This is a genomic window from Novosphingobium terrae, from assembly GCF_017163935.1.
Classification (GTDB): Bacteria; Pseudomonadota; Alphaproteobacteria; order Sphingomonadales; family Sphingomonadaceae; genus Novosphingobium; species Novosphingobium terrae.
Map to the genome: position 1 here is coordinate 2644169 of NZ_JABVZR010000001.1, position 23032 is coordinate 2667200.

Annotated in this window: 19 protein-coding genes and 2 tRNA genes; 5 read left to right on the forward strand and 16 right to left on the reverse strand. The window is 65.8% G+C overall.

Annotation, left to right across the window (positions count from 1 at the left end; genetic code table 11):
• The first annotated feature begins 105 nt into the window (after nt 1–105).
• The 3 genes from argJ to HGK27_RS11875 are packed head-to-tail and all read left to right on the forward strand — an operon-like array spanning nt 106 to nt 2766.
• A complete protein-coding gene (argJ, locus tag HGK27_RS11865; RefSeq protein WP_206240790.1) occupies nt 106–1332 on the forward strand; it encodes a bifunctional glutamate N-acetyltransferase/amino-acid acetyltransferase ArgJ in 1227 nt (408 codons plus the stop codon).
• Nucleotides 1333–1336: 4 nt separating this feature from the next.
• Complete coding sequence (locus HGK27_RS11870; RefSeq protein ID WP_206240792.1) at nt 1337–1945, forward strand: glutathione S-transferase family protein; 609 nt, start codon at nt 1337–1339, stop codon at nt 1943–1945.
• Nucleotides 1946–1953: 8 nt separating this feature from the next.
• Nucleotides 1954–2766 (forward strand): inositol monophosphatase family protein, encoded by an 813-nt coding sequence (locus tag HGK27_RS11875; protein WP_206240793.1) that lies wholly within the window; start codon nt 1954–1956, stop codon nt 2764–2766.
• A gap of 277 nt (nt 2767–3043) precedes the next feature.
• Here HGK27_RS11875 and trxA read toward each other — a convergent pair whose 3' ends face one another.
• From trxA to HGK27_RS11920, 9 genes are all read right to left on the reverse strand, one after another.
• Nucleotides 3044–3364, reverse strand: a complete 321-nt coding sequence (gene trxA, locus HGK27_RS11880) for a thioredoxin (protein ID WP_068082393.1) — start codon at nt 3362–3364, stop codon at nt 3044–3046.
• Nucleotides 3365–3423: 59 nt separating this feature from the next.
• Complete coding sequence (gene addA, locus HGK27_RS11885; protein WP_206240795.1) at nt 3424–6939, reverse strand: double-strand break repair helicase AddA; 3516 nt, start codon at nt 6937–6939, stop codon at nt 3424–3426.
• The gene (gene addB, locus HGK27_RS11890; RefSeq protein WP_206240797.1) at nt 6936–9959 is read right to left on the reverse strand and encodes a double-strand break repair protein AddB; all 3024 of its coding nucleotides are present in this window, start codon (nt 9957–9959) and stop codon (nt 6936–6938) included. The genes addA and addB overlap by 4 nt, the downstream gene beginning before the upstream one ends.
• A complete protein-coding gene (locus tag HGK27_RS11895) occupies nt 9959–10699 on the reverse strand; it encodes a nucleotidyltransferase family protein (protein WP_206240799.1) in 741 nt (246 codons plus the stop codon). The genes addB and HGK27_RS11895 overlap by 1 nt, the downstream gene beginning before the upstream one ends.
• Entirely contained in the window at nt 10696–11685 is a 990-nt protein-coding gene (locus tag HGK27_RS11900) for an aminoglycoside phosphotransferase family protein (protein ID WP_206240801.1), read from the reverse strand. Before HGK27_RS11900 ends, HGK27_RS11895 begins: the two co-directional genes overlap by 4 nt.
• The gene (gene tsaE / locus HGK27_RS11905) at nt 11682–12128 is read right to left on the reverse strand and encodes a tRNA (adenosine(37)-N6)-threonylcarbamoyltransferase complex ATPase subunit type 1 TsaE (RefSeq protein ID WP_206240803.1); all 447 of its coding nucleotides are present in this window, start codon (nt 12126–12128) and stop codon (nt 11682–11684) included. Before tsaE ends, HGK27_RS11900 begins: the two co-directional genes overlap by 4 nt.
• Nucleotides 12125–14503 carry a PAS domain-containing sensor histidine kinase gene (locus HGK27_RS11910; protein WP_206240805.1) on the reverse strand — a complete coding sequence of 793 codons (2379 nt, stop codon included), beginning with the start codon at nt 14501–14503 and terminating at the stop codon, nt 12125–12127. Before HGK27_RS11910 ends, tsaE begins: the two co-directional genes overlap by 4 nt.
• Before the next feature lie 120 nt (nt 14504–14623).
• The gene (gene ahcY, locus HGK27_RS11915; RefSeq protein WP_206243085.1) at nt 14624–16021 is read right to left on the reverse strand and encodes an adenosylhomocysteinase; all 1398 of its coding nucleotides are present in this window, start codon (nt 16019–16021) and stop codon (nt 14624–14626) included.
• A gap of 130 nt (nt 16022–16151) precedes the next feature.
• The gene (locus HGK27_RS11920) at nt 16152–16823 is read right to left on the reverse strand and encodes a hypothetical protein (RefSeq protein WP_206240807.1); all 672 of its coding nucleotides are present in this window, start codon (nt 16821–16823) and stop codon (nt 16152–16154) included.
• A 379-nt stretch (nt 16824–17202) separates the two neighbouring features.
• Between HGK27_RS11920 and HGK27_RS11925 the strand changes: the two genes are divergently transcribed.
• Complete coding sequence (locus HGK27_RS11925; protein WP_206240808.1) at nt 17203–17682, forward strand: peroxiredoxin; 480 nt, start codon at nt 17203–17205, stop codon at nt 17680–17682.
• 81 nt (nt 17683–17763) lie between these two features.
• On the opposite strand, the gene HGK27_RS11930 is transcribed toward HGK27_RS11925, so the two are convergent.
• From HGK27_RS11930 to HGK27_RS11950, 5 genes are all read right to left on the reverse strand, one after another.
• Nucleotides 17764–18423, reverse strand: a complete 660-nt coding sequence (locus tag HGK27_RS11930; RefSeq protein ID WP_206240810.1) for an outer membrane protein — start codon at nt 18421–18423, stop codon at nt 17764–17766.
• A gap of 118 nt (nt 18424–18541) precedes the next feature.
• Nucleotides 18542–19162, reverse strand: a complete 621-nt coding sequence (gene folE, locus HGK27_RS11935; RefSeq protein ID WP_206240811.1) for a GTP cyclohydrolase I FolE — start codon at nt 19160–19162, stop codon at nt 18542–18544.
• Nucleotides 19163–19292: 130 nt separating this feature from the next.
• A tRNA-Arg gene (locus tag HGK27_RS11940) sits at nt 19293–19369 on the reverse strand.
• A 76-nt stretch (nt 19370–19445) separates the two neighbouring features.
• Nucleotides 19446–19522: transfer RNA gene (locus HGK27_RS11945), tRNA-Arg, on the reverse strand.
• A gap of 97 nt (nt 19523–19619) precedes the next feature.
• Nucleotides 19620–20045: an NUDIX domain-containing protein gene (locus HGK27_RS11950; RefSeq protein ID WP_206240812.1), complete on the reverse strand. Its 426-nt coding sequence runs from the start codon at nt 20043–20045 to the stop codon at nt 19620–19622.
• A 364-nt stretch (nt 20046–20409) separates the two neighbouring features.
• On the opposite strand from HGK27_RS11950, the gene HGK27_RS11955 reads away from it, so the two are divergent.
• On the forward strand, nt 20410–20589 hold the full coding sequence (locus tag HGK27_RS11955) for a Flp family type IVb pilin (RefSeq protein ID WP_206240813.1): 180 nt from the start codon (nt 20410–20412) through the stop codon (nt 20587–20589).
• A gap of 280 nt (nt 20590–20869) precedes the next feature.
• Here the strand turns inward: HGK27_RS11955 and HGK27_RS11960 are convergent, their stop codons facing one another.
• Nucleotides 20870–21817 carry an acetyl-CoA carboxylase carboxyltransferase subunit alpha gene (locus HGK27_RS11960; RefSeq protein WP_206240814.1) on the reverse strand — a complete coding sequence of 316 codons (948 nt, stop codon included), beginning with the start codon at nt 21815–21817 and terminating at the stop codon, nt 20870–20872.
• Nucleotides 21818–22138: 321 nt separating this feature from the next.
• Entirely contained in the window at nt 22139–23032 is an 894-nt protein-coding gene (locus tag HGK27_RS11965) for a tyrosine recombinase (RefSeq protein WP_274617179.1), read from the reverse strand.

Here is a 23032-nt window from a genome sequence, read left to right on the forward strand (position 1 = left end):
CCGCCCCCCTTTAAGTAAAGCCCGCCAAGGTATTAGCAGGCATCCGTCACACTGCCCACCCCATCCGCCCTTGACCTGTCACACCGCTGCGCTACCCCGCTGCGCATGAGTCACGCCATCTCCCCGCTCGCCTCGCCCTTTCCTGCTTTGCCCGCGATTGCCGGGGCCACACCCCGCGTTGCCCGCGCGCAGTACAAGGCCTGGGACCGCTGCGACCTCACCTATGTCGAGCTGGCAGAAGGCACAGCCGTGGCAGGCGTGTTCACCCGCAACATCTGCTGCTCCTCCGAAGTCGAACTGGGGCGCCAGAATGTCGTTCAGGGCCATGCTCGGGCGCTGATCGTCAATGCGGGGAATTCCAATGCCTTCACCGGCTATCGCGGGCGTGAGGCGGTCGAGCAGATCATGGATCAGGTCGCCGCGCATCTGGGTTGCACGAAAGAGGAAGTCTTCGTCTCCTCCACCGGCGTGATCGGCGTGCCCCTGCCAAAGGACAAGGCGCAGGCAGGCGTGGCAGCAGCCCTCACCGCTGCCACCTGCTCGTGGGAGGATGCCGCCAACACCATCGGCACCACCGACACCTTTGCTAAGGGCGCCACCGCCAGCGCCATCGTCGACGGCAAGACGGTGAACTTCAGCGCCATCATCAAGGGCAGCGGCATGATCGCGCCCGATATGGCCACCATGCTGGGCTATATCTTCACCGATGCCGCGATTCAGCCCGCCTTCCTGCAAAAGCTGCTCTCGCAGTCTGCCGACGAAACCTTCAACTGCATCACGGTGGATTCCGACACCTCCACCAGCGACACGGTGATGGCCTTCGCCACCGGCAAAGCGGGCAACGACCTGATCGTCGATGAAACCACCCCCGGCGCCGACGCCTTCGCCGCTGCCCTGAAGGACATCTGCCGCCAGCTGTCGCATCTGGTGGTGAAGGATGGCGAAGGCGCGCAGAAGTTCATCGCCGTCACCGTCAGCGGCGCCGTCAGCGATGCCAGCGCCCGCAAGGTGGGCCTCGCCATCGCCAACTCGCCGCTGGTCAAGACCGCCATCGCCGGGCAGGACGCCAATTGGGGCCGCATCGTCATGGCCGTGGGCAAGGCCGGCGAACCCGCCGACCGCGACAAGCTCTCGATCGGCTTCGGCGGCATCTGGGCCGCGAAAGACGGCCAGCCGCTGGCCGATTACGACGAAGCCCCCGTCGCGGCCCATCTGCGCGGCACCGATATCGACATCACCGTCGATCTGGGTCTGGGCGAAGGCACCGCCACCGTGTGGACCTGCGACCTGACGCATGGCTACATCTCGATCAACGCCGATTACCGGAGCTGACGCGATGTTCACCATCTGGGGACGGCTCAATTCGCACAATGTGAAGAAGGTGGTCTGGGCCGCTGTCGAGGCGGGCCTTGAATGGGAACGCCACGATATCGGCGGCCAGTTCGGCTACACGCCGGAGTATCTGGCGATGAACCCCAACCGGCTGGTGCCCACCATCGTGGATGCCGACGGCTTCACACTCTGGGAATCCAACGCCATCCTGCGCTACATCGCGGACCGCCACGCCCGCCACCTGTGGAGCGGCGACACGCAGGCCCGCGCCCTGACCGACCGCTGGATGGACTGGCAGATCACCTTTGCCGAAGCCCAGCGCGACGCCTTTATCCAGCTTGTCCGCAAGCCCGAAGCCGAACGGGACCAGACCAAGGTCGACAAGGGCGCCGAAGACACCAGCAAGCTGATGGCCGTCCTCGATGAAGCGCTGAGCCGTCAGGAATGGCTCTCCGGCAAGGATTTCGGCATCGGTGACATTCCCATGGGCGCCTACACCCATACCTGGTTCACCCTTGGCCTGAACCGCATCGAAGCCCCCCACGTCCGCGCCTGGTACGAGAGACTGAAGGCCCGCCCCGGCTTCGAATACGTCACCATCCCCCTCACCTGAAAGACGCCATGACCAAGCCCGTCAACGATCCGCTGACCGAAGCCGTCTACACCGTGATGGCCGATGCCGCAGAGCGCGCCATCCGCCCGCGCTACCAGCATCTGGCCGCCAGCGAGATCATCGAAAAGGCCCATGACGACCTCGTCACCATCGCCGACCGCGAGAGCGAGGCCATCCTCTCCGAAGGGCTCGCGAAAATCCTGCCCGAAGCCGCCATCGTGGGGGAAGAAGCCGCCCACGCCGATCCCTCGATCATGGCCCGCCTCGGCGAGGACCTGTGCTGGATCATCGATCCACTCGACGGCACCAACAACTTCGCCCACGGTCGCCCGCCCTTCGGCATATTGATCGCGCTGGCGCAGGGCGGCGAGACCATCGGCGGCTGGATCTATGACGTGCTCTCGGGCCGCTTCTGCCACGCCCGCCGCGGCGAAGGCGCCTTCCTCAACGGCGAGCGCCTGACTGCACGGGCTACAGGCACGGTGCCTCCGGTGGCCGCCCTTTCGCTGATCTTCGCTGATCCGGATCGCCGCACCGCGATCCAGACTCACATCGCCCCGCACTACACCATGGTCGATGTGCCCCGCTGCGCTGCCGAGCAGTATCCGCGTCTGGCTCTGGGCGTGAACGATGTGTCTCTGTTCGAGCGCACGCTGGCATGGGATCACGCCGCCGGAGCGCTGTTCCTGAACGAGGCTGGTGGCAAGGCCGCGCGGTTCGATGGTTCGCCCTATCGTGTGGATGATGATCGCAAGGGCCTGATCGGCGCGGCTTCTCCCGCTTTGTGGGATGAGCTGGCTGGCAGGATTGCAGGGATTTAAGGGAAAAGAGGAAATGCGAGGGTGTTACACCCTCGCGCTCCCATGAATGTCTACGTTGCGCATCGGGTTCAGCCGCAGAGCAACGTCGCAGCGCCGTAGGCAAGAAACGCCCGCGCAGCGCCTGTTTCATGAGATGAATTGCCTGCGGCGCATGAGGTCACACAGGTGGAGAGTCGGGGCGCAACAATGCGGCGCCCCTGCCCTATCGTCGGAAGACGTCATGGGAGCGCGAGGGGGTAACCCCCTCGCCCTTCACTTTTCTTCCTAACTCAGAACCTTAAAGAACGCTTTCGATCCAGCCCTTGAGCTGGCCCTTGGGCGCCGCGCCCAGCTTCTGGGCGACGGGCTTGCCGTCCTTGAACAGCACCAGATAGGGGATCGACTGCACGCCGAACTGGCTGGCGGTGTCGGTGTTGGCCATGATGTCCACCTTGGCGATGGTGATCTGGTCGGCCAGTTCCTCGCTGATTTCCTCCAGCGCGGGGGCGATCATCTTGCAGGGGCCGCACCAGTCGGCCCAGAAGTCCACGAGCACGGGCTTGTCGGCGCCCAGCACGTCGGTGGAGAAGGACGAATCGCTGACGGTAATCGTGGCCATAATCAAAACTCCAAATCTGTTGGACTGTATCTAGGAAGCCGGTCCGGTTTGACAAGCGTTCAGGCGGTGAAGCTTTGCTCCCTGTGGCCCAAGGCAATTTTGTGCTGGGCGATCACCTCGGGGGGAATCGCGATCAGGCGCGCGGCTTCGGTGTAGAGCAAGGCGGCCTCCACGCGGCGCCCGGGAAAGCTGCTTTCCAGCGCCGCGACATAGGCCGCCATCTGGCGCAGCGAGGCGACGGGCACGTCCTCCAATCCCATGGGAGGCCGCCGCGCGGTCTTGTAATCCACCAGCCGGATAGCGTCGGGTGTAATCACCAGCCGGTCGATCACACCCGCTACGGCCTGAGGCCCGGCGGCGGTGGGGATCAGCGCGGCGATGGGCACTTCGGCCAGCGCCTCCTGCGCAAAAAGGTCGGCCCAGCGCGGATCGTTCACCACCGCCAGAGCGGCCTTGGCCAGATTGCCCCGCGTCAGATCATCCAGATCGCCTGCCTGACGTTCCAGCCAGCGCGCTGCCACATCCTCGCGGGCATCGGGCGCCACATCGGGCAGACGCTCCAGCAGAGCATGGATCAGCGTACCGCGCCTTGCAGCCTGAGCGCGCCCGGCGCCCGGCGGGAACGGCGGATCGACCGCCCCTTCCTCGCCCAGCGCGGAGGGCGCAAGCGGGCGCGGCGGTGTCGGCTCATCCGGCGCGGCGCGGGATGCCCAGCCGGGCAGCGCCTCGCCCATATCGAAGCTGATGGCTTCGGCCTGCCACACCGGGCTGGGCGGAATACCTCCATGGCTGGCGCTGGCGCCCCAGATGGTGTCATCCTGCCAAGTCTCGGCGGGCAAGAGTTCGGCAAGGCGCGCATACCAGCTGGCCGGCGCGGGCACCTTGTCACGCTTGCCCAGCGCGCCGCCGATAAACAGCGCTTCCTCGGCGCGGGTCATGGCAACGTAGAGCAGGCGCCAATGCTCCTCACCCTCGGCCTTGGCGGCGACTTCGGCGGCTTGCGCCAGACGGCCCAGCCTTTCCTCACGCGATAGAGGCGGCATGGGCACGCGGCGTGGCTCATCACCGCCGATCAGGCTCATCGGATCGGTAAGAGACAAGGCACCACCCCGCCCGGCCTCGGGATTGCCGGTGGCATCGGCCAGAATCACGATGGGTGCCTGCAGGCCCTTCGAGCCATGCACCGTCATCACGCGGACAAGGCCATCGGCGCGGCCCGCCTCACGCTTCAGCTCGCCATCGCCCGCCTCGAACCAGTTGAGGAAACCCACAAGGCTGGGCGTGGAACTGGCGGCATAGGCGTGGGCCGCATTGATCAGCTCGTCGATAGGGTCATTGGCCTCATGACCCAACCGCGCGACCAGCCTTTTGCGCCCCTGCCACGGGCCGACCAGCATCCAGTGCAGCACCGCCTGCACCGGGCGGATTTCCGCCTTGCCCAACAGTTCGCCCAGTTGCGCCAGCACGGCGCGCGGCTCGGGATCGGTGGCGGCGCGCAGATGGTCCCACAGATGGACGCCCTTCTCGCGATAGCCATGGGCCAGCAACTGCTCTTGCGACCAGCCGACCAGCGGCGACACCAGCAGATTGGCCAGATTGAGATCATCCAGCGGCTGGGCGGCAAAGCGCAAAGCCGCCACCAGATCCTTCACCGCCAGCGGCGCGCCCAGACGCAAGCGGTCCACGCCCGCCACCGGCACGCCCGCCGCATGCAGCCGCGCCACGATCAGCGCCGCCAAAGCGCCGCGCTTGCGCACCAGCACCATCACGTCTCCGGCATTGGCGCGGCGCGGTTCCTTGCCCTTCACCAGCGGAAAACCGCCGGGCGAATCCAGCCACTCCTTGACCTGACGGGCAATCCGCTCGGCCATCTCGCGTTCGGGGCGGGAGAGCCATCCTTCATTGCCCTCCTCGCCTTCGTCCTCGACCTCATCCTCGCTGGTCTGGCCGACAGGGCGCCACAGCGTCACCAGACCGGGCCGCGCCTGCCCCTTGTGCTTTTCCGGCGCGCTGGCCAGGCCAAAGGCGGCATGGCCGACATGCTCGATCGCGCGGTCGACGAAATCCAGCACAGTGCTTGCGGTGCGGAAGGATTGCTCCAGCCCCAACTCGGTGAGGCGTGAGGCTTCGGGGCCATCGCGCAAGGCTTCGGCATTGTCCGCCAAACCCAGCATGCGGCGCTTCACCCGGGCGCGGGCTTCCTCGAAGTTTTCCGGGCTGGTGCCCTGAAAGCCGAAGATCGCCTGCTTGTAATCGCCCACCACGAAGAGCGTGCGCGCCTTGTCGGGCTTGGCGCCTTCCCCGGCGAAGAACTCCTCGGTCAGCGCATCGATGATGCGCCATTGCGCGGCATTGGTATCCTGCGCCTCATCGACCAACAGATGGTCGAAGCGGCGGTCCATCTTGTAGCGAATCCAGTCGGCCATATCGGCGCGGGCCAGCAGAGCGGCGGCGCTGCGGATCTGGTCATCGAAATCGATCAGGCCCTCGCGCGCCTTGGCCGCATCCCAGGCCAGAGCATAGGCGCGGCCCAGGGTCAGTGCCGGGGTCAGCCATGCGGCCAGAGCCACCAGAGCCGCCGCCTCGCGCACCCTGGCGATGCCTTCGCCCACGCGCAGCACATGGGCGGGGTAATCGGGGTCGATCTTCTCAAGGCTGGTGGAGGAGCGCGGTTCGCCCTTCTGGGTGAAGAACACGCCCCACAGATCGTCGATCCGCGCGGCGCGGCTCGCTTCGTCTGCGGCCAGCCAGTCGCCGATGCGGTTGGCGTTGCTTTCGCCGGTCTTGCCCTTCCATTGCTGGTTGGCGATCATCGCGGCGCGCAAGGATCGCACATCGAAGGCATCATCGGCACAAAGCGCCGCCACCAGCGCCTCATCGGCATCTGCGGGCAGGCCCAGCAACTGGCGCACGCGCTGATCCAGCGGCGGCATCCACGCCCCCGGCCCGATCCACAGATCACGCGCGCGGGCGCAATCCATCAGCCAGCGCAGCGCCGCATCCCCCCCCATCCGCAACGACAGATCGGACAGGGCGACGGACAGCCCCTCATCCCCGCCATTCTCCGCATCGAGCAGCAGATCGGCCAGCACCTGACGGCTGAGCAGCACCGTCTCCTGCTCCTCCATGGGCCGCGTGCCGGGGGTGAGGCCCGCCTCCTGAGGGAAAGCCGCCAGCAGCCACTGCGAAAAGGCATGGATCGTATCGATGCGCAGCCCACCGCCGGGGCAATCCAGCACGGCGGCGAAAAGCGTGCGCGCCCGGCCCTGCGTGTCCGGGCCGATATCCGCGCCGATGGCCTGCAATTCCAGCGCCAGCCGCGCCGGTTCCGCCCTTACCCAGCGGGCCAGCGTTTCATTGATGCGCGCGGCCATTTCGGTGGCACCCGCCTTGGTGAAGGTGAGGCAGAGTATCTGCTCTGGCCGCACATCTGGCTCCAGCAGCAACCGCAGCACGCGCGCCGACAACACCTGAGTCTTGCCCGTGCCCGCGCTGGCCGAAAGCCACACCGTCTCGACCGGATTGACCGCCAGCGCCTGATTGCCGAACAGCGGATGGATCGTGGGTTCGCTCATGGCTGCGGCTCCTCATCTCCCAGCAGGCCGAGCCATTCATCCAGACGCATCAGCTGATCGTAATCATTGTAGCCCGCGATATCGGGGTTCAGCCTTGCGGTGAAAGGCTCGCTGCCCAGCAGCCAGCGGGCGATGGCTTGGCGCAAAAACTCTTCAGTCTTGGGCAGAAATTCTTCACGTAAAAGGCCACTACGCTTGGGCTTTTCCAGAATGGGTTCGTCGCGCCAGCCGAAGCCGGGCTCGCCCTTGCGCCGCCGCGTCATCGACCAATATTCGAAGCGCGTGGCCTCGCCTACCGCGCCTGCGAAACCGCCATCCCCGGCGATCATGCCGATCAGCCCCAATTGCAGAGCGAAACCGGCCTGCACCTGCTTGCCCGAAGGCGGCGCACCGGTCTTGTAATCCACCACCGCCAAGCTGCCATCAGGATTGCGGTCGATGCGGTCGGCGCGGCCGTGGATGCGGATGCCGTCGACCTTCATCTCGCCCTTGATCTCGGTGGCGATCACGCGGCGGCCTTCCTTGACCAGCGCCGACACCTCGCTGTCGATCCATTCCAGCGCTGCGACCAGACGCGGGCGCCACAGGCTGCGCTCCAGCGGATGAGCCTGCATCGAATCCAGCACCACGCCCGCCGTGGCCGCCAGCGTGCCGGGCACCGCCCCCGCCTTGTGCCATGCGTCGAGAATGTCATGCACCGCCGTGCCCCGCCACGCCGGGCTGGGCTGGGCATCGAGCGCATCAATCGAGCGCAGCCCCAGGATGGCCTGCGCATAGAACTGATAGGGATCGGCGCGCAGGCGATCCAAGGCCGTCACCGCAATATCCACCCGCCGCTGGTCCTTGGAGGGCATCGGCTGAGGGCGCGGATGCGGCGGCACCTTGCGGCCCACATCCAACCCGCTGGCCCATGCGGGGATGCGCGTCTCGCGGTGATCCTTCGCCAGCTTTTCGCCCAGCATGGCGGTCACGCGCAGCACAAAGCGACTGGGGATCACCGGAGCGCCCTCATCGCGACGCGCCCAACTCAGCACCACCTCAGGCGCGCCGAGGCAGGCGGCAAGGTCATGCGCGGCAAGGCCGATGCGGAAATCGGCGCCGGGCACGCCGAGTTGGCGCAGCACGGCAGGCGGCAGCAGCGGATCGGGCTTGGGCGAGCCGGGCCAGACGCCCTCGGTCAACCCGCCACAGATCACCAGATCGGCGCGGCCCATGCGGGCTTCCAGCAGGCCGTAGATCGCCACGCGCGGATGGCCACCCCATGCCGGGCGGACGGAGATGCGGTCCATCGCATCGCGCAGCACGGCGGGCAAATCGCGCGGCGGGATCGGCAGATCGGCGCCATCGCTTGCATTCCGCAAGCCCTCCACGAAGGAGGCCAGAGCGCGGCCATCCGCCTCACCCCACAGGCCTTGGCCGCACAGGGCCTCGCCGCAGGTGACCAGCGCATCGAGCAGGGTGGAGAGCGGCAAGGCCTCTTCGCGCGCGGCGTCCATCAGGGGCGAGAGCATTGCCCCGGCCTCGCCCCACCATGCGGTGAGGCCCGGCTTGCGGCGGGGTGAGGCCTTTTTCTCGATCACGCCCGCGATGGGCTCCAGCCCGGCATCGGGGCGCGGCCCGCGCAGCAACAGGTCCAAAGCACGCACGCTTTCCAGCCAGCGTGCGCGGGTCTCGCCAGCCTTCACCAGCGGATGGCCCAGCAGTGCGATCAGTGGCACGGGCGTCGCCTGCTCGCCCGCCACCTCGGCCAGCAGCAGCAGGAAGCGGCCCGCCAGCGTCTGCGACAGCGGCTGACCGCCCGAATCGTCCGCGCCGATGCCCCAACGCGCCAGATGCGCCACCACACGCCCGGCCAGAGCGCGGTCCGGCGTCACCAGAGCCACGCGCTTTTCGGGAGTTTCCAGCATCTCGCGCATCAGCAGGGCGATGGCTTGCGCTTCCTCGCCGGGGTGGCCGCTTTCCATCAGGCGGACATTGGCGAGGCGGCGCTGCTTCTCGGGCAGATCGACCCAGCGCGCCGAAGCCTGAGGCGGCAGAAACAGGTTGGATATCGCCCGCGCCCGCTCGGCCGGCGCCGAAGCGGGGCCGGAACGCGGCCAGAGCTGCACCTCGCCGCGCGCCACGCCCATGCGGTTGAGCAGCAGTTTGAGGTGATATTGCGGATGGGTGGCGGCGTCCGAGCGCCCAAAAGGCGCGCCGCCGGGTTCGTCAGCGTGGCCCGCCTGCCCCAGTTCTTCCCACACTGCATCGTCGAGCGTGAGGTCAAGATCGGGCAGCACCACGCCGCCTTCGGGCAGTTCGCTCACCACCCGCAGCAGATCGGCCAGCGCAGGCGAGGCGCTGGTCACGCCCGCCGCCAGAATGGGATTTTGAGGCGGAGACGCCTTCCACGCCCGCGCGGCATGGGCAAACAGCAGATTGCGCCGCGTAGGCGGATCGACGCGGCCCTGCGCTTCCAGCTCGGCGCGCCAATAGGCCATCAGCTTGAGGAAACCGCGCGTGCTGTCCTGCCAATGCGCGGCCTGCTCGCCGACCAGCGCGACGATCTCATCGGACAGCAAGGTTTCGGGCGCAATGCCTTCCACCGCCAGCCGGTCCATCGTCTGCCCGGCTTCCCAGGCGCGACGCAGCAGGGCGGCTCCCTTGGGGGCTTCATCGCCCTCGATCTGGCGAATGAGCGCGGCAAGACGCAACCAACGCGTGGTGGGTTCGGCGGCGGGCGGCACATCGGGGCCGTCCAGCGGGTCGAGCAAAGCGCCCAAGGCCTCGTCCAGATCGAGGTCGCCCAGCACCACCATGCGCGGCAGCAGCAGGCCGCCCACGGCGTCCTGTTCGCCAAGCGCGCGTACAAAGGCTTCGGTCACCGAGCGGATCGCGCGCTGGCTGGGCAGCAGCAGCGTCAGCCGGGCCAGCCCCAGCGGATCGCCGGTGTAACGCGGCAACAGCCCCGCCACCAGAGCATCGGCAAAGCCGCGATGGGCGGGAATGGTCCAGAGGCTTGGTGTTCTCACCCCGGCCATCACATGCGGGTCAGCAGGGCCTCGGCCGGGGCGATATGGGCCGGTTCGCCCACCTCGATCCATTCGCCGGTATGGACATGGCCGAAGAGGCGCCCTTCCTCGATGGCGCGGTTCCACAGGATGTTGGTGGAAAAGCCGCCGTCCGGCGCATCGCGCAGCAGGCGGTGCGAGACCAGCTGAATGCCCGAATAGATATAGGGCGCCACGCGGCCATGGGTGCGGCGGCTGACGCGGCCCAAAGCATCGAGGTGGAAATCGCCAACGCCCTGATAATTATGGGCAACCGGATGGCGCACCACCAGCACGAGCGCATCCATCCTGTCCGCATCCCAAACGCTGCTGAGTTCGACAAAGACGTTGCGAGGCCCATCGAGCCAGATGTTGTCGCTGTTGAGCGCAAAAAACGGATCGGGCAGCAGGCCTGCCTTGGCCGCCTTCACCATGCCGCCGCCGGTTTCCAGCAGCGCGCCGCGCTCGTCCGACATGGTCACCACCGGCGCCTTGCGGTGCGAGAGATGGGCCTCCAGTTGGTCGGCCAGATAATGGGCGTTGACCACGGCGCGGGCGATCCCGGCATCCGCCAGACGATCGAGCGTATGGTCGATCAGCGGCTTGCCCAGCACCTTGACCATCGGCTTGGGGCGCGTGGCGGTCAGCGGGCGCATGCGCTTGCCGATGCCTGCGGCCAGCACCATGGCAGTGTCGCTTGCAAGAGGGGGGGCGAGAAGCGGCTTGCTCATGCGCCGAGGCTCCCGCCGCCCGCGTTGCGCAGGTTTGCGGGAATGTTGGCATCGAACCATGCGGCCACGGGGGCCAGCGCGGGATGCTTGAGGTCACGCTCAAGCCAGTTCCAGATGCGCGGAATCATGCCGAGATAGCGCGGCTTGCCGTCGCGCTGCCACAGGCGCACGAAAATGCCCACGATCTTGGCATTGCGCTGGGCGCCCAGCACGGCGTAATCGGCCAGAAAGGGCTCGCGATCATGGCCGGTGAGGGCCAGATAATGGTCGAGCGTGGCGGCTTCCGTCTCCAGCGAGACATCGCGGCGCGCATCCTGAAGCAGGCTGACCAGATCATAGGCCGGGTGGCCCGCCAGCGCGTCCTGAAAATCGAGCAGGCCTTGCGCCGTCAGCCCGCCTTCGAGCAGCATGATGTTCTCGGCATGATAGTCACGCAGCACGGTTATGCCCTCACCCTGCCGTTCGATCAGGGGCTCAAGCACCTCTTCCCATGCGGCGACATATCCGGGCACATCGACAGTCAGCCCGGCGGCAGGCGCATACCATTCGGTGAGCAGGCCCACTTCGCGCAGATAGACCGCCATATCATAGGGCGGAAACGGCCCGGCAGGCAGGCGGCCCAGCGCCACCAGCGGACCCATCGCGGCCTGATAGATCGCGGTTTCGTCGCCGGGATGGATGTCCAGCCAGTCGCGCATGCGGTGGTCGCCGAAATCCTCCAGCAGCACCCAGCCCTTTTGCGCGTCCTCGGCAAGGATATGCGGGGCGCGCAACCCGTTGTTTTCCAGCCAGTGGGCCACGGCGAGGAAGGGCGCCGGGTCCTCATGCGGGGGCGGCGCATGCATCAGCATGGCGCGCTGCCCGGCCAGAGTCAGGCGGAAATAGCGGCGGAACGAGGCATCGCCCGGCAAAGGCGAGACATGCGCGCCGCCCCAACCGGCAGCGGCGATAAAGGGTTCCAGACCATCGGGCAGAATCGTGCTCATGCCCAGCGCCTTAGCCAATCGGTGCCGGGGCGAACAAGGGCCCTGCGCGTGCCATCCCCAACCTCCAGATCGATCGAGAGGCAGGCGGCTTCATGCGCGAAGCCTCCGGCATGGTCGGGCCATTCGGCGATCAGCGCGGCATTGTAGCGATAATCGTCGAGGCCGATCTCTTCGGCCTCGGCAGGATCGTTGAGGCGGTAGAAGTCAGCATGGACCACCGGCAGGCGGGTAGCGGGCGGATCATAGGTTTCCACGATGGTGAAGGTGGGCGACGGCACCTCACCCTCATGGCCCAGAGCCGCGAGGATCGCGCGGGCCAGCGTGGTTTTCCCGGCACCAAGGCCTCCGGTAAGAGCCACCACATCGCCCACCTCCAGCAGGGCGGCGATGCGTTGGCCCAAAGCTTCGGTGGCTTGGGTATCGGGCAGGTCGATGGTGGTCATTGTTGGGCCTCCATCGGCAGATCGACCAGAGCGGTGGTGCCCTTACCGGGCTGGCTGGTGAGTTCCAGCGTGCCGCCATGCGCTTCGATCAGTTGGCGGGCCAATGGCAGGCCGAGGCCCTGTCGACGCTCGATGGCGGTGCCGTCCGGGCCCATGCGCAGGCCTCCTAGTGCGCGGGCGAGGCTGGCGGCGTCCATTCCGGTGCCATCGTCGCTGATGGCGATGCGCAGAACTTCGTGGCCCGAAACGCGATGGCGGGCGAGATCGATCAGGATCTGGCCGCCGCCCGGCTTACCGTGAGTCGCGGCGATGGCATTGTCCACCAGATGGCCCAGCGCCCGGCCCAAACGGCGCGGATCGGCGGGAATGCGGCCCGCCCCGCTGTTGCCGCGCAGGTTCAGTGCAATATGGCCCTCCTCGATGCGCGCCTCACGCTCCTTCACCAGAGCGGTGAGGAAGGGCAGGATATCCACGCTTTCGCGCGCCAGCGGCAGCATGCCCGCCTCGCTTTGCGAGAGGTCCAGCACGGTCTCGATCTGGCCCGAGAGGCGTGTCACCGAGGTGAGGATCGCCTCAACATACTCACGCCCGCTGTCGGAGAGATCGCCGCCGAGGCCCATCTGCAGCATCTCGGCAAAGCCGCCGATGGAGGTGAGCGGCGTGCGGAATTCATAGCTCATATTGGCGAGGAAGCGGGTCTTCAGGTGATCCGCCTCGATCAGGGCGGCGTTGCGTTCGCGCAGCGCGTCCTCGGCCTTTTGCGAATCGGTGATGTCCAGCGCGATCAGCAAGCCATTGCCATCGGGCAGCGGCATGCCGGCAAATTCCAGCGTGCGGCCATCGAGCAGGGAGACCCGCCCGCCCGTCTCGCGTCGTTCCAGCGTGGCGGCGCGCACGCAATCGCCCAGAGCGCGCGCCTGCCCCGGCTGCGCCAGCATCGCGCCGACATGGTCAAGCAGCACCGAAATATGCGGGTGATCGTCGAGGAAGTCGCCCTCCAGCCCCCATGCGGCGGCGAAGCGGCGGTTCCAGATCTGCATGCGGCCATCGGGCGCGAAGACCGCGACGGCCTCGAAAAGGCTGTCGAAAGTGGCGGTGCGGGTGCGCAGCAGCGTGTCGCGCATGGCCGAGATACGCAGGGTTTCGGTGCGGTCTTCCGCGATCAGCAGCAGCCCGCCATCGGGCATGGGCTGGGCGGCTATGCGCAGATGGGTGCCGTCGGACAGCGGCCATGCCTCATCCTGAGCGGCATTCTGGGCGAACCAGCCTACATGGTCGCGGCGCCAGGCGGGATAGTCGCGCGCTTCGGGCACGCGGCCCATGTCGCGGGCGACATCGAGCCAGCGCTCGAAGCCGAGGCCGCCCTGCATATCGGCGCTGTGCAGACCGAACAGGCGCTGGAACGGCTGGTTGGCAAAGACCAGCTGACGCACCGAATCGAACTGCGCCACGCCGGAGGACAGCAGATCGAGCAAGGATCGCTGCGCCTCGCGGAAGGCGCGCAGGCTGCGGCTCAGCTCTTCCATATCCTCGATATCGATGGCGTATCCGGCCACGCCTTCCGCGCCCAGCGGCAGATCGGAGACGCGCAGTGTACGGCGCTGGCCGTTGATGGTGGAGGCGACCACGCGCTCGACGGGCAAGCCCTGCGCGGCGGCCTGGGCGGCGACATCGGCAGGGGTCAGGCCCTCAATGCGTTCGACCAGTTCGATGCCCTCAGCCACCACCTGCTGGGCGCTTTGCGCCGCCACGGCGCGGACATAGGCGCTGTTGACCAGCCGCAGCGCGCCATCGGGGCCACGGAACCACATGGGCATGGGCGCAGCCTCGATCAGGCCAGAAAGTGCCGCGAAATCGCCCTTGGCCTGCGCCGTTTCCACACGCATGCGGGCCACGGCCTGTTCCGTTGCCGTATGATCGAAGAACCACAATTGCGCCGAACCCGTCGGCGCCACCAGCGGATCGGCCAGACTGCCGCGCACCGCCAGCGCCTTCTTGGAACCCCGCGCGCTGACCGACATGGCAAAGGCGCGCGAGCTGCGCTGGGTGGTCTGCACCGCCTCGGTCAGGATCGCCAGATGTTCGGGCGGCAGGCCACGATCCGGGGTGGAAAGCTGCGAGAGGAAAGCGGGCATCGGCTCCAGCCCCAGCCATCCGGCGAGGCGTTCGGAGCCGCGAATCTGCCCATCGGGATGGACCAGCAGCATCTGCGCCGGGCTTTCGTCCACCAGCCGCGTCATGCGGCGCAGGTTGGCGAGCGCGACCTTCGTCTCGCGGCGGCGGGCTTCGCCCAGCGCGATGGTCACGGCGGCGGCCAGCGTCCAGGCGGCGAGGAACAGGCCCAGAAGAACAAGGATCGTGGGAGTGACCAGCATCAGGTCTGGCTAGGGCGCGCGCGGGCCGATGGCAATAGAAAGGGCGCCCCGGCGTGCTGCCGGGGCGCCCATTTCACATTCCATAACGGATCATTGGCCGTAACGGATCGGATCATCCGATCAGTAGCGGTAATGGTCAGCCTTGAAGGGGCCTTCCACCGGCACGCCGATGTAGTCGGCCTGCTTCTTGGACAGCTGGGTCAGCGCAACGCCCAGCTTTTCCAGATGCAGCGCGGCAACCTTCTCGTCGAGGTGCTTGGGCAGAACGTAGACGTCGTTCTTGTACTGCTCGGACTTGGTCCACAGCTCGATCTGGGCCAGCGTCTGGTTGGTGAAGCTTGCCGACATCACGAAGCTGGGGTGGCCGGTGGCGCAGCCCAGATTGACCAGACGGCCCTTGGCCAGAATGATGATCTGCTTGCCATCGGGGAAGGTCACCAGATCGGTGCCGGGCTTCACTTCGGTCCACTGATAGTTCGACAGGGCCGAGATCTGGATCTCGCTGTCGAAGTGGCCGATGTTGCAGACGATGCTCATCGGCTTCATCGCGGCCATGTGATCGGCGGTGATGACGTCCTCGTTGCCGGTGCAGGTCACGAAGATGTCGGCGCGGCCCACGGCCTGCTCCATGGTGACGACTTCATAGCCTTCCATCGCGGCCTGCAGGGCGCAGATGGGGTCGATTTCGGTGACCAGCACGCGGGCGCCGCCGTTGCGCAGCGAAGCAGCCGAACCCTTGCCCACGTCACCGAAACCGGCGACCAGAGCGACCTTGCCGGCCAGCATCACGTCAGTGGCGCGACGGATGGCGTCGACCAGCGATTCCTTGCAGCCATAGAGGTTGTCAAACTTCGACTTGGTGACGCTGTCGTTCACGTTGATCGCGGGGAACGGCAGCTTGCCGTCCTTGGCGAGGTGATACAGGCGATGCACGCCGGTGGTGGTCTCTTCCGAGACGCCCTTGATGGCGGCGACCGAGCGGGTCAGATAGCCCGGCTTTTCCTTCAGGAAGTTCTTGAGCGCGCGGACGAACTCGATTTCCTCGGCATTGCTGGGCTCGAACAGCTCTTCGCCAGCCTCGACGCGGGCGCCCCACAGGGCGAACATGGTGGCGTCACCGCCATCGTCAAGGATGAGGTTTGCGGTGGTGTCGTCACCCCAGTCGAAGATGCGGCCCACATAGTCCCAGTACTCGGCCAGCGATTCACCCTTGATGGCGAAGACCGGGATGTTGCTGGCGGCGATGGCGGCGGCGGCGTGATCCTGCGTCGAGAAGATGTTGCAGGTGGCCCAGCGCACTTCGGCGCCCAGAGCAACCAGCGTCTCGATCAGCACGGCGGTCTGGATCGTCATGTGCAGCGAGCCGGTGATGCGCGCGCCCTTCAGGGGCTGGCTGGCGCCGAATTCGGCGCGCAGAGCCATCAGGCCGGGCATTTCGGTTTCGGCAATGGCGATTTCGGCGCGGCCAAAGTCGGCCAGGCCGATGTCGGCGATAACGTAATCCTTCTCGGGGGCGATGGTTGCCACGTGAGTCGTCTCCGGCTGTGGGCCGCGCCGCCGTTTGCCAGGAAGGCAAGAGCGGACGGGCCATAATGCTATGACCCGCCCTTACCCCTTTGCCACTCGCCAGGCAAATATAAAGATTGCTTTATATGGTTGTCACATCCGCATTGAAGGCGCTGACCGCCGCTTTGGGCGCTTCGGCCTTGGCGGCCACGGCAGTCGGCGTGGCGGGCGCCGGGGCCGCTGCGGCGGGCACAGGCGCCGCCGGATCAGCCACGGCGAGCGCCACCGGGCCAGCAGGCGCGGCAGGCGCCGCAACGACCGGCGCAGGCGGCGGAGACGCAGGCTGGGCCGGCACGGGCGCAGGAGCAGGCACATTGGCCGCCACCATCACCGGCGCCGGGCTTTGCGACTGGGATTGAGGTTGTGGCGCCGCCACAGCCACCGCCACCACCGAGGTGACATGCCCGTCGCCCGAAAGCGTTTCCTCTGCCGCCGCGATCAGCGCTTCCTCACCATCGACCGAGGCCAGATTGCGGGTCAGACCCTTAAGCTCGTGGCAGCCCAGCCAGGGATGGCCGTTACCATAATTGTTCGCCATGGCGGTGCTGAGGCGATCGACCATATGCTCGTCATGCTTGAGGCCGGCGGCCACGCCCTCGGCCTCCAGATCGACAGCGGCACGGTTGAGTTCAGGCATATGGCGCGCCTCGAACAGCACGAAGTCGCCCTGAAAATCATCGGCGCCGGAGCGGCAGCGCAGTCCCGTGACCATCAGCATAATGTCCAGCCTGCGGAGCTTTTCAGCCTTGCTCATGGTGCCGGCCGTGGCCGTTTGCGGCATGGCAAGGCTTGCGACCAGCCCCAGGGCCAGCCCCGTGCTAACGATTGCACGAGCGGTTGCACGAATGCGTGTCTTGTTGTCTCGCTTCATTGTTACCCCCGTGGCGGGGGACCCCTCCCCCGCCTGTCTCCAGTGATCCCGGGCATAAAATCTCACCGGCGGCTTGCGGAGGTCTGAAGAAGGAAGGTTAAATGCCGCGCGGCAGAGTCCTAGGGGCAAATCCCGCGCGGGTTTGTTCTGTATCTCTCAGCCCTCACCTGTCGTCTCGCGGCGGCTTGCTCCTTGCCGCGCCCCGCCTATAAGTGCCGGGCAAAAGACGGAGCCTCCCCGCCCGTCCACCAAGGAGAAGACCATGACCATCGAAGCCGGCCAGACCCTGCCCGACGTGAAACTGGTAAAGTCCACCGAGAGCGAGCGCGAGCCCGTGCAGACCGGTGAGTATTTCAAGGGCAAGACTGTCGCCCTCTTCTCGGTGCCGGGCGCTTTCACCCCCACCTGCTCGGCCCAGCATCTGCCGGGCTTCGTGAGCAAGGCTGCCGAACTGAAGGCCAAGGGCGTGGACGAGATCGTCTGCACCGCCGTCAACGATCCCTTCGTGATGGGCGCCTGGGCCGCCGCCAAGGGCAGCGACGACATCACCTTCCTGGCCGATGGCAGCGGCGACTTCGCTGCGGCGCTGGGCCTGGAACTGGACCTGACCGGCGCTGGCCTTGGCAAGCGCGGCCAGCGTTTCGCGCTGATCGTCAAGGATGGCGTGGTCGACAAGGTCTTTGTCGAAGCCCCCGGCGAGTTCAAGGTGTCGAGCGCCGAGCACGTTCTCGAAAACCTCTGATGGTTTTCGGCTTGGGCTGAAACACGAAACCCCGCCGGGCGATATGCCCGGCGGGGTTTTTCTTTGAGATCCAGCGGTGGATCAGAAGCCGTAAAGCAGGCCCCCGACCACTTGGTGGCGCTCACCCTTGAGGCCCGTGTCGAGCGTATCGACCGAGACCTTGCCATAATGCGTGTAGCGATATTCCAGACGCGCACGCATATGCGGGCTCAGGAAATATTCGGCGCCCGCGCCCGCACGGAAACCGCTCAGGCTGTCACCGCCCTGAAAGACCTTGATGCCGTTCTGGCGTCCCGAAAGGGTGAAGCGCGAATTGGCATAACCCAGCGTCGCGAAAATCTGCGTTTTGGGGGCCACCATCCAGCCTGCCTTGCCGCCGATGTAATAATCGACGCCCGCCGCCAACTTGAGCTCATCCACAATGGTCACGCCGCCGGATGTGCTGCTGGACGCCATGGTCCAGGCCGCGGTCGATCCCGAGACCTGAGCCTCAAGGCCGACACGCCCGCGCTTGCCCACCGGCGTATCGATGCCCACCATGCCGCCATAGGTCAGGCCGCCTGTGCTGCTCGAATCGCCAAACCCGCTCAGCACAAGCGTGTCGTAACCGAGCGTCGGCCCGGCGTAGATCTGCTCGGGCGGATTGATGTCGATTTCCTGCGCGCTGGCTGCAGACGTCACCCCCGTGGTAACGGCCAGCATTGCCCCGACGCCAACCGCCACTTTGCCCCAAATCTTCATATCAACTCCGTGAACCATTAAGCCTTCAGCGGTGGCTCTAATCTTCACGGGTTAACATCTGTTCAAAAATGCATGGCTTTTTCAAACAGCTACTTGGTGAAATCCGACAGAAGAGCCCTCAATAGCCCATCAGGCTGAGCACTTCCTTACGGCTGCGCGGATCGGTCAGGAAGCTGCCCATCATGCGGCTGGTCACCATACCCACGCCCGGCGTGCGCACACCGCGACCGGTCATGCAGCCATGCTGCGCCTCGATCACCACGGCCACGCCTTCAGGACGCAGATTGTCCCAGATGCATTGGGCGACTTCGGCGGTCAGGCGCTCCTGAATCTGCAGGCGCTGGGCGAAACCATGCAGCACGCGCGCCAGCTTGGAGATGCCCACCACGCGGTCGGTCGGCAGATAGGCGATCGAGGCCTTGCCGGTGATCGGCGCCATATGGTGCTCACAATGGCTCTGGAAGGGGATGTCCTTGAGCAGCACGATCTCGTCATAACCGCCCACTTCCTCGAACTGGCGGGCCAGATGGATCGCGGGATCATCGGCGTAACCCCGGCAATATTCCTTCCAGGCGCGCGCCACGCGCTTGGGCGTATCGAGCAGGCCTTCGCGCGCCGGATCATCGCCCGACCAGCGGATCAGCGTGCGAATCGCTTCCTGCACATCATCGGGCACAGCGATCTTGCCATCGGCACCCAACTGGGGATGCAGGTCGTCATGATCGTCGGCACAGCTCATGGGGTATCTCCGGCAGGTCGGGCCTCAAATGCCCGGAAGGTGCATGTGGCGCCGCGCGAGCCAATTGAAAAGGCCCGATTCATGAGAATTTCCGATTGGGGAGGCGCCATCTGTGGCGAAAGAGGGAAGGTGGTGCACCCGGAGCGATTCGAACGCCCGGCCCTCAGATTCGTAGTCTGATGCTCTATCCAGCTGAGCTACGGGTGCACACTATAACCTTCATGACAACGGTTGGACCGCCATCAGTTCCCTAGCAATTCCAAACCCTTCCAAAGAAGGAGAGTGGTGCACTCGGAGCGATTCGAACGCCCGGCCCTCAGATTCGTAGTCTGATGCTCTATCCAGCTGAGCTACGAGTGCTTGCTCTTGGGAGACGCGCCTCTAGGTGGGGATCGGGATCTTGGCAAGCATCAATTTCATTTTTCGTATTTTCGCCTGTGGACAAAAATCCGCACGCTCATCGCAACCAATGCAGCAGAGCCCGTGTCAGCACCACATCGAGCGGCGGCATGGCGCCACGCAGGGCCATGTCAGCAGCCTGATCAGGCGTGAACCAGCCCAACCCCTCACCCTCGGCATCCACCGGCCATTCCAGAGCGCTCGGCTGCCCCTGCCAGAGACGACAGGCATAAAGCAGAATCAGATGCGGCTGCCCCGCCCCCTGCGCAAAGCTGACAGGCTCCAGCCCCACGGGATCAAGCGCCACCCCCAGCTCTTCTGAAATTTCGCGCAGAACAGCCTGCTCGGCGCTTTCGCCTGGCTCCACCTTGCCGCCGGGGTATTCCCAAAGCAGCGCATGATGCTTGCCCGGCGCCCGGCGATGCAGCAGCACCTGCCCTTGCGCGTCGATCAGCGCGGCGGCCACCACCGGGATCAGCGCCATAAAGTCCTCCTCAAAGCTTTCTTAAGCGCGCCATGCCAAAACAAAGCAGTTTCGTCATCACTGAGTCAGGATGGCAAGCTGCGCCCGATCCGGGCACAAGCCGATCAGGCCCACAGCCTTTACCTGCGTTAACCAATTAGATGCACCAGCCCTTGGCACTATCCTGCCCCGCAAGGGCCGGCAAAGATGGTTAAATATCGGTAGTTTTCCGCAGGTCCGCAGACAGGATTGGAAAAGCGAAAATCGCCGGAAAACGCGTGCCTCGCTGACGGTTTCTTAAGACTTGCCGCCTAGAAAGGCCATCACCGCCGGGTGAGACGGGTAAATTGCCAGGCGGCGCGAGATCGAAACCAGGAGACTGACCATGAAGTTCATCAACAAGCTGCTGCGCGACGAAGCCGGCGCCACCGCCATCGAATACGGCCTGATCGCTGCTCTGATCGCCGTTGCCGCCATCACCGCGATGGGCAGCCTGGGCAACCAGCTGAAGGCCACCTTCAACACCACCTCGTCGGCCATGACGGCTGCCGCTCCCTCGGCCTAATCGCCGAGCGCGCAAGCGAGACAGAAGGGGGCGGCGGAGCAATCCGCCGCCCCTTTTCGTATGCGCGCAAGGCATTCAAAAAAAGAATGCGAGGGGGAGTCTTTGGTTGGTCGCATGCCTCAAGAGACATGCTCCGGGCCCTCGCGCGCCCATTCCGTCTCCCCACGAAAGAGCAGCGGCGCCTTGACGGAGTGTTCAACCTCTCCGCCTGCGCAAGCTACGCATGAAAAAAGGCGCCGCGGAAAGCCCGCAGCGCCCTTCTCCGTTCAGGCAATAACGCTCAGTCCTGACCGATGGCCAGAAAGCGCTCCTCGCGCTTGGCGATGATCTCGGCGGGGCTCAGGCGGCCCAGCTTGTCGAGCTCCTCAACCAGAGCGTTGGACAGCATCTTGGCCATCATCTCCGGATCGCGATGCGCACCGCCCACCGGCTCCTGCACGATCCGCTCGATCACCTTGAGGCCGTGCAGATCCTGCGCCGTCACCTTCATCGCCTCGGCGGCATCCGCAGCCTTCTCCGGCGTGCGCCACAGGATCGAGGCGCAGCCCTCAGGGCTGATCACCGAGTAAACCGCATGCTCCAGCATCAGCACGCGCGAGGCGCTAGCCAGCGCCACAGCACCGCCTGAGCCGCCCTCACCCACGATCACCGCCACCATCGGCACCGGCAGGGCAAGGCAGGCTTCCGTCGCGCGCGCAATGGCCTCGGCCTGACCGCGCTCCTCGGCTTCCACGCCGGGGAAAGCGCCCTTGGTGTCCACCAGCGTCACCACCGGCAGGCCGAAACGCCCGGCCAGCTCCATCAGGCGCGTGGCCTTGCGGTAGCCCTCCGGCTTGCCCATGCCGAAATTGTGCTTGATGCGCGTGGCGGTGTCATGGCCATTCTCATGACCGATCAGCATCACCTTGCGGCCCTGCACCGTGGCGAAACCGCCGATGATCGCATGATCCTCACCAAAGGTGCGGTCACCGCCCAGCGGCACGAAATCGGTGAAGATCATCCGCACGTAATCGACGAAATGCGGACGCATCGGATGGCGCGCCACCTGCGTCTTCTGCCAGGGCGTCAGCGCACGATAGGTGCTGGCGAGCAGATCGGCACTCTTGCGCTCCAGCCGCGTGACCTCGGCAGAAATGTCGAGATCGCCCTCGGCGGCGGTGGTGCGCAGCTCGGCAATGCGCGATTCGAGAGCGGCGACCGGCTTTTCAAATTCGAGATAGGAAATCATGGGGTCAAGGCCCTAGTCGTGCAAGCGGCGATGGGCAAGGGTTTGTGAAGATTGAGCCGTAAGGAAGAAAAGGTAGATGCGAGGGTGTTACACCCTCGCGCTCCCGGGTTTTGTCAGCGTGGCGCCCCGGGTTCTGCCTTGGGGAAGATCGCAGCGCCGCAGGCAAAATCCCCCGCACAGCGCCATTCTCGCAGGATGAAAGCCTGCGGCGCCTTAGGTTGAGCAGGTGGAAAGCCGGGGCACAAGGATCGGGCGCCAATGCCCTATCGTCGGGAGAGTTCATGGGAGCGCGAGGGGGTAACCCCCTCGCATTTCCTACTTTCAAACCTTCTGCGCCAACGGATGCCGCGCATTCACCAAAGCCACCAACCGCGCCGCATCGACATGCGTGTAGATCTGCGTGGTCGAAATATCCGCATGCCCCAGCAGCATCTGCAACACGCGCAAATCCGCCCCACCTTCCAGCAAATGGGTGGCAAAGGCATGGCGCAACACGTGCGGCGACACCCGCGAAGGATCGAGCCCTGCCCGCAGCGCCAGATCGCGCAACAGCTGGAACAGGCGAATCCGCGTCAGATGCCCCTTCTCCCCGCGCGAGGGGAAGAGGAAGCGCGATTCGGCCTCCTTGGGATTCGCCCCCCGCACCGCCAGCCAGCGCGACAGCACATGGCGCGCGCGGGTCGAGACCGGCACCATGCGCTGCACCCCACCCTTGCCGGTTAGCGTCAGCAGAGGCGCGTCGCGCGGCACGGAACGCAATGGCAGGCTGACCAGTTCGGTGGCGCGCAAACCGGATCCATAAAGCAGTTCCAAAGCCGCCAGCGTGCGCAAGGCCGAAGGGCTGTCACCTTCCGCCTCCTTTTCGGCGGTGGCAAACATCGCCTCCACATCGCCATGGCCCATCAGGCGCGGCAAAGGGCGGCGGGTGACAGGACGCGGCAGGGCTGAGGACGGATCGTCGTCACGCAACCCCTCATCGACAAGGAATCCGTAGAACTGCCGCAAAGCCGAAGCCTTGCGCGCCAGCGAAGACGGCGCCAGCTCGGCCCAATGCTCGCCAAGAGAGGTCAGCGCGGCAGGCGTGGCGCTTTCCAAAGGCCCCAGGATTTCGCGCGCGCCATCCAGATCGCGGCGATAGGCGGCCAGAGTGTTCAGCGCCGCCCCCCTTTCGGCGGCCAGCATGGCGATAAAGGCGTCGATGGCGGAGGCGATAAT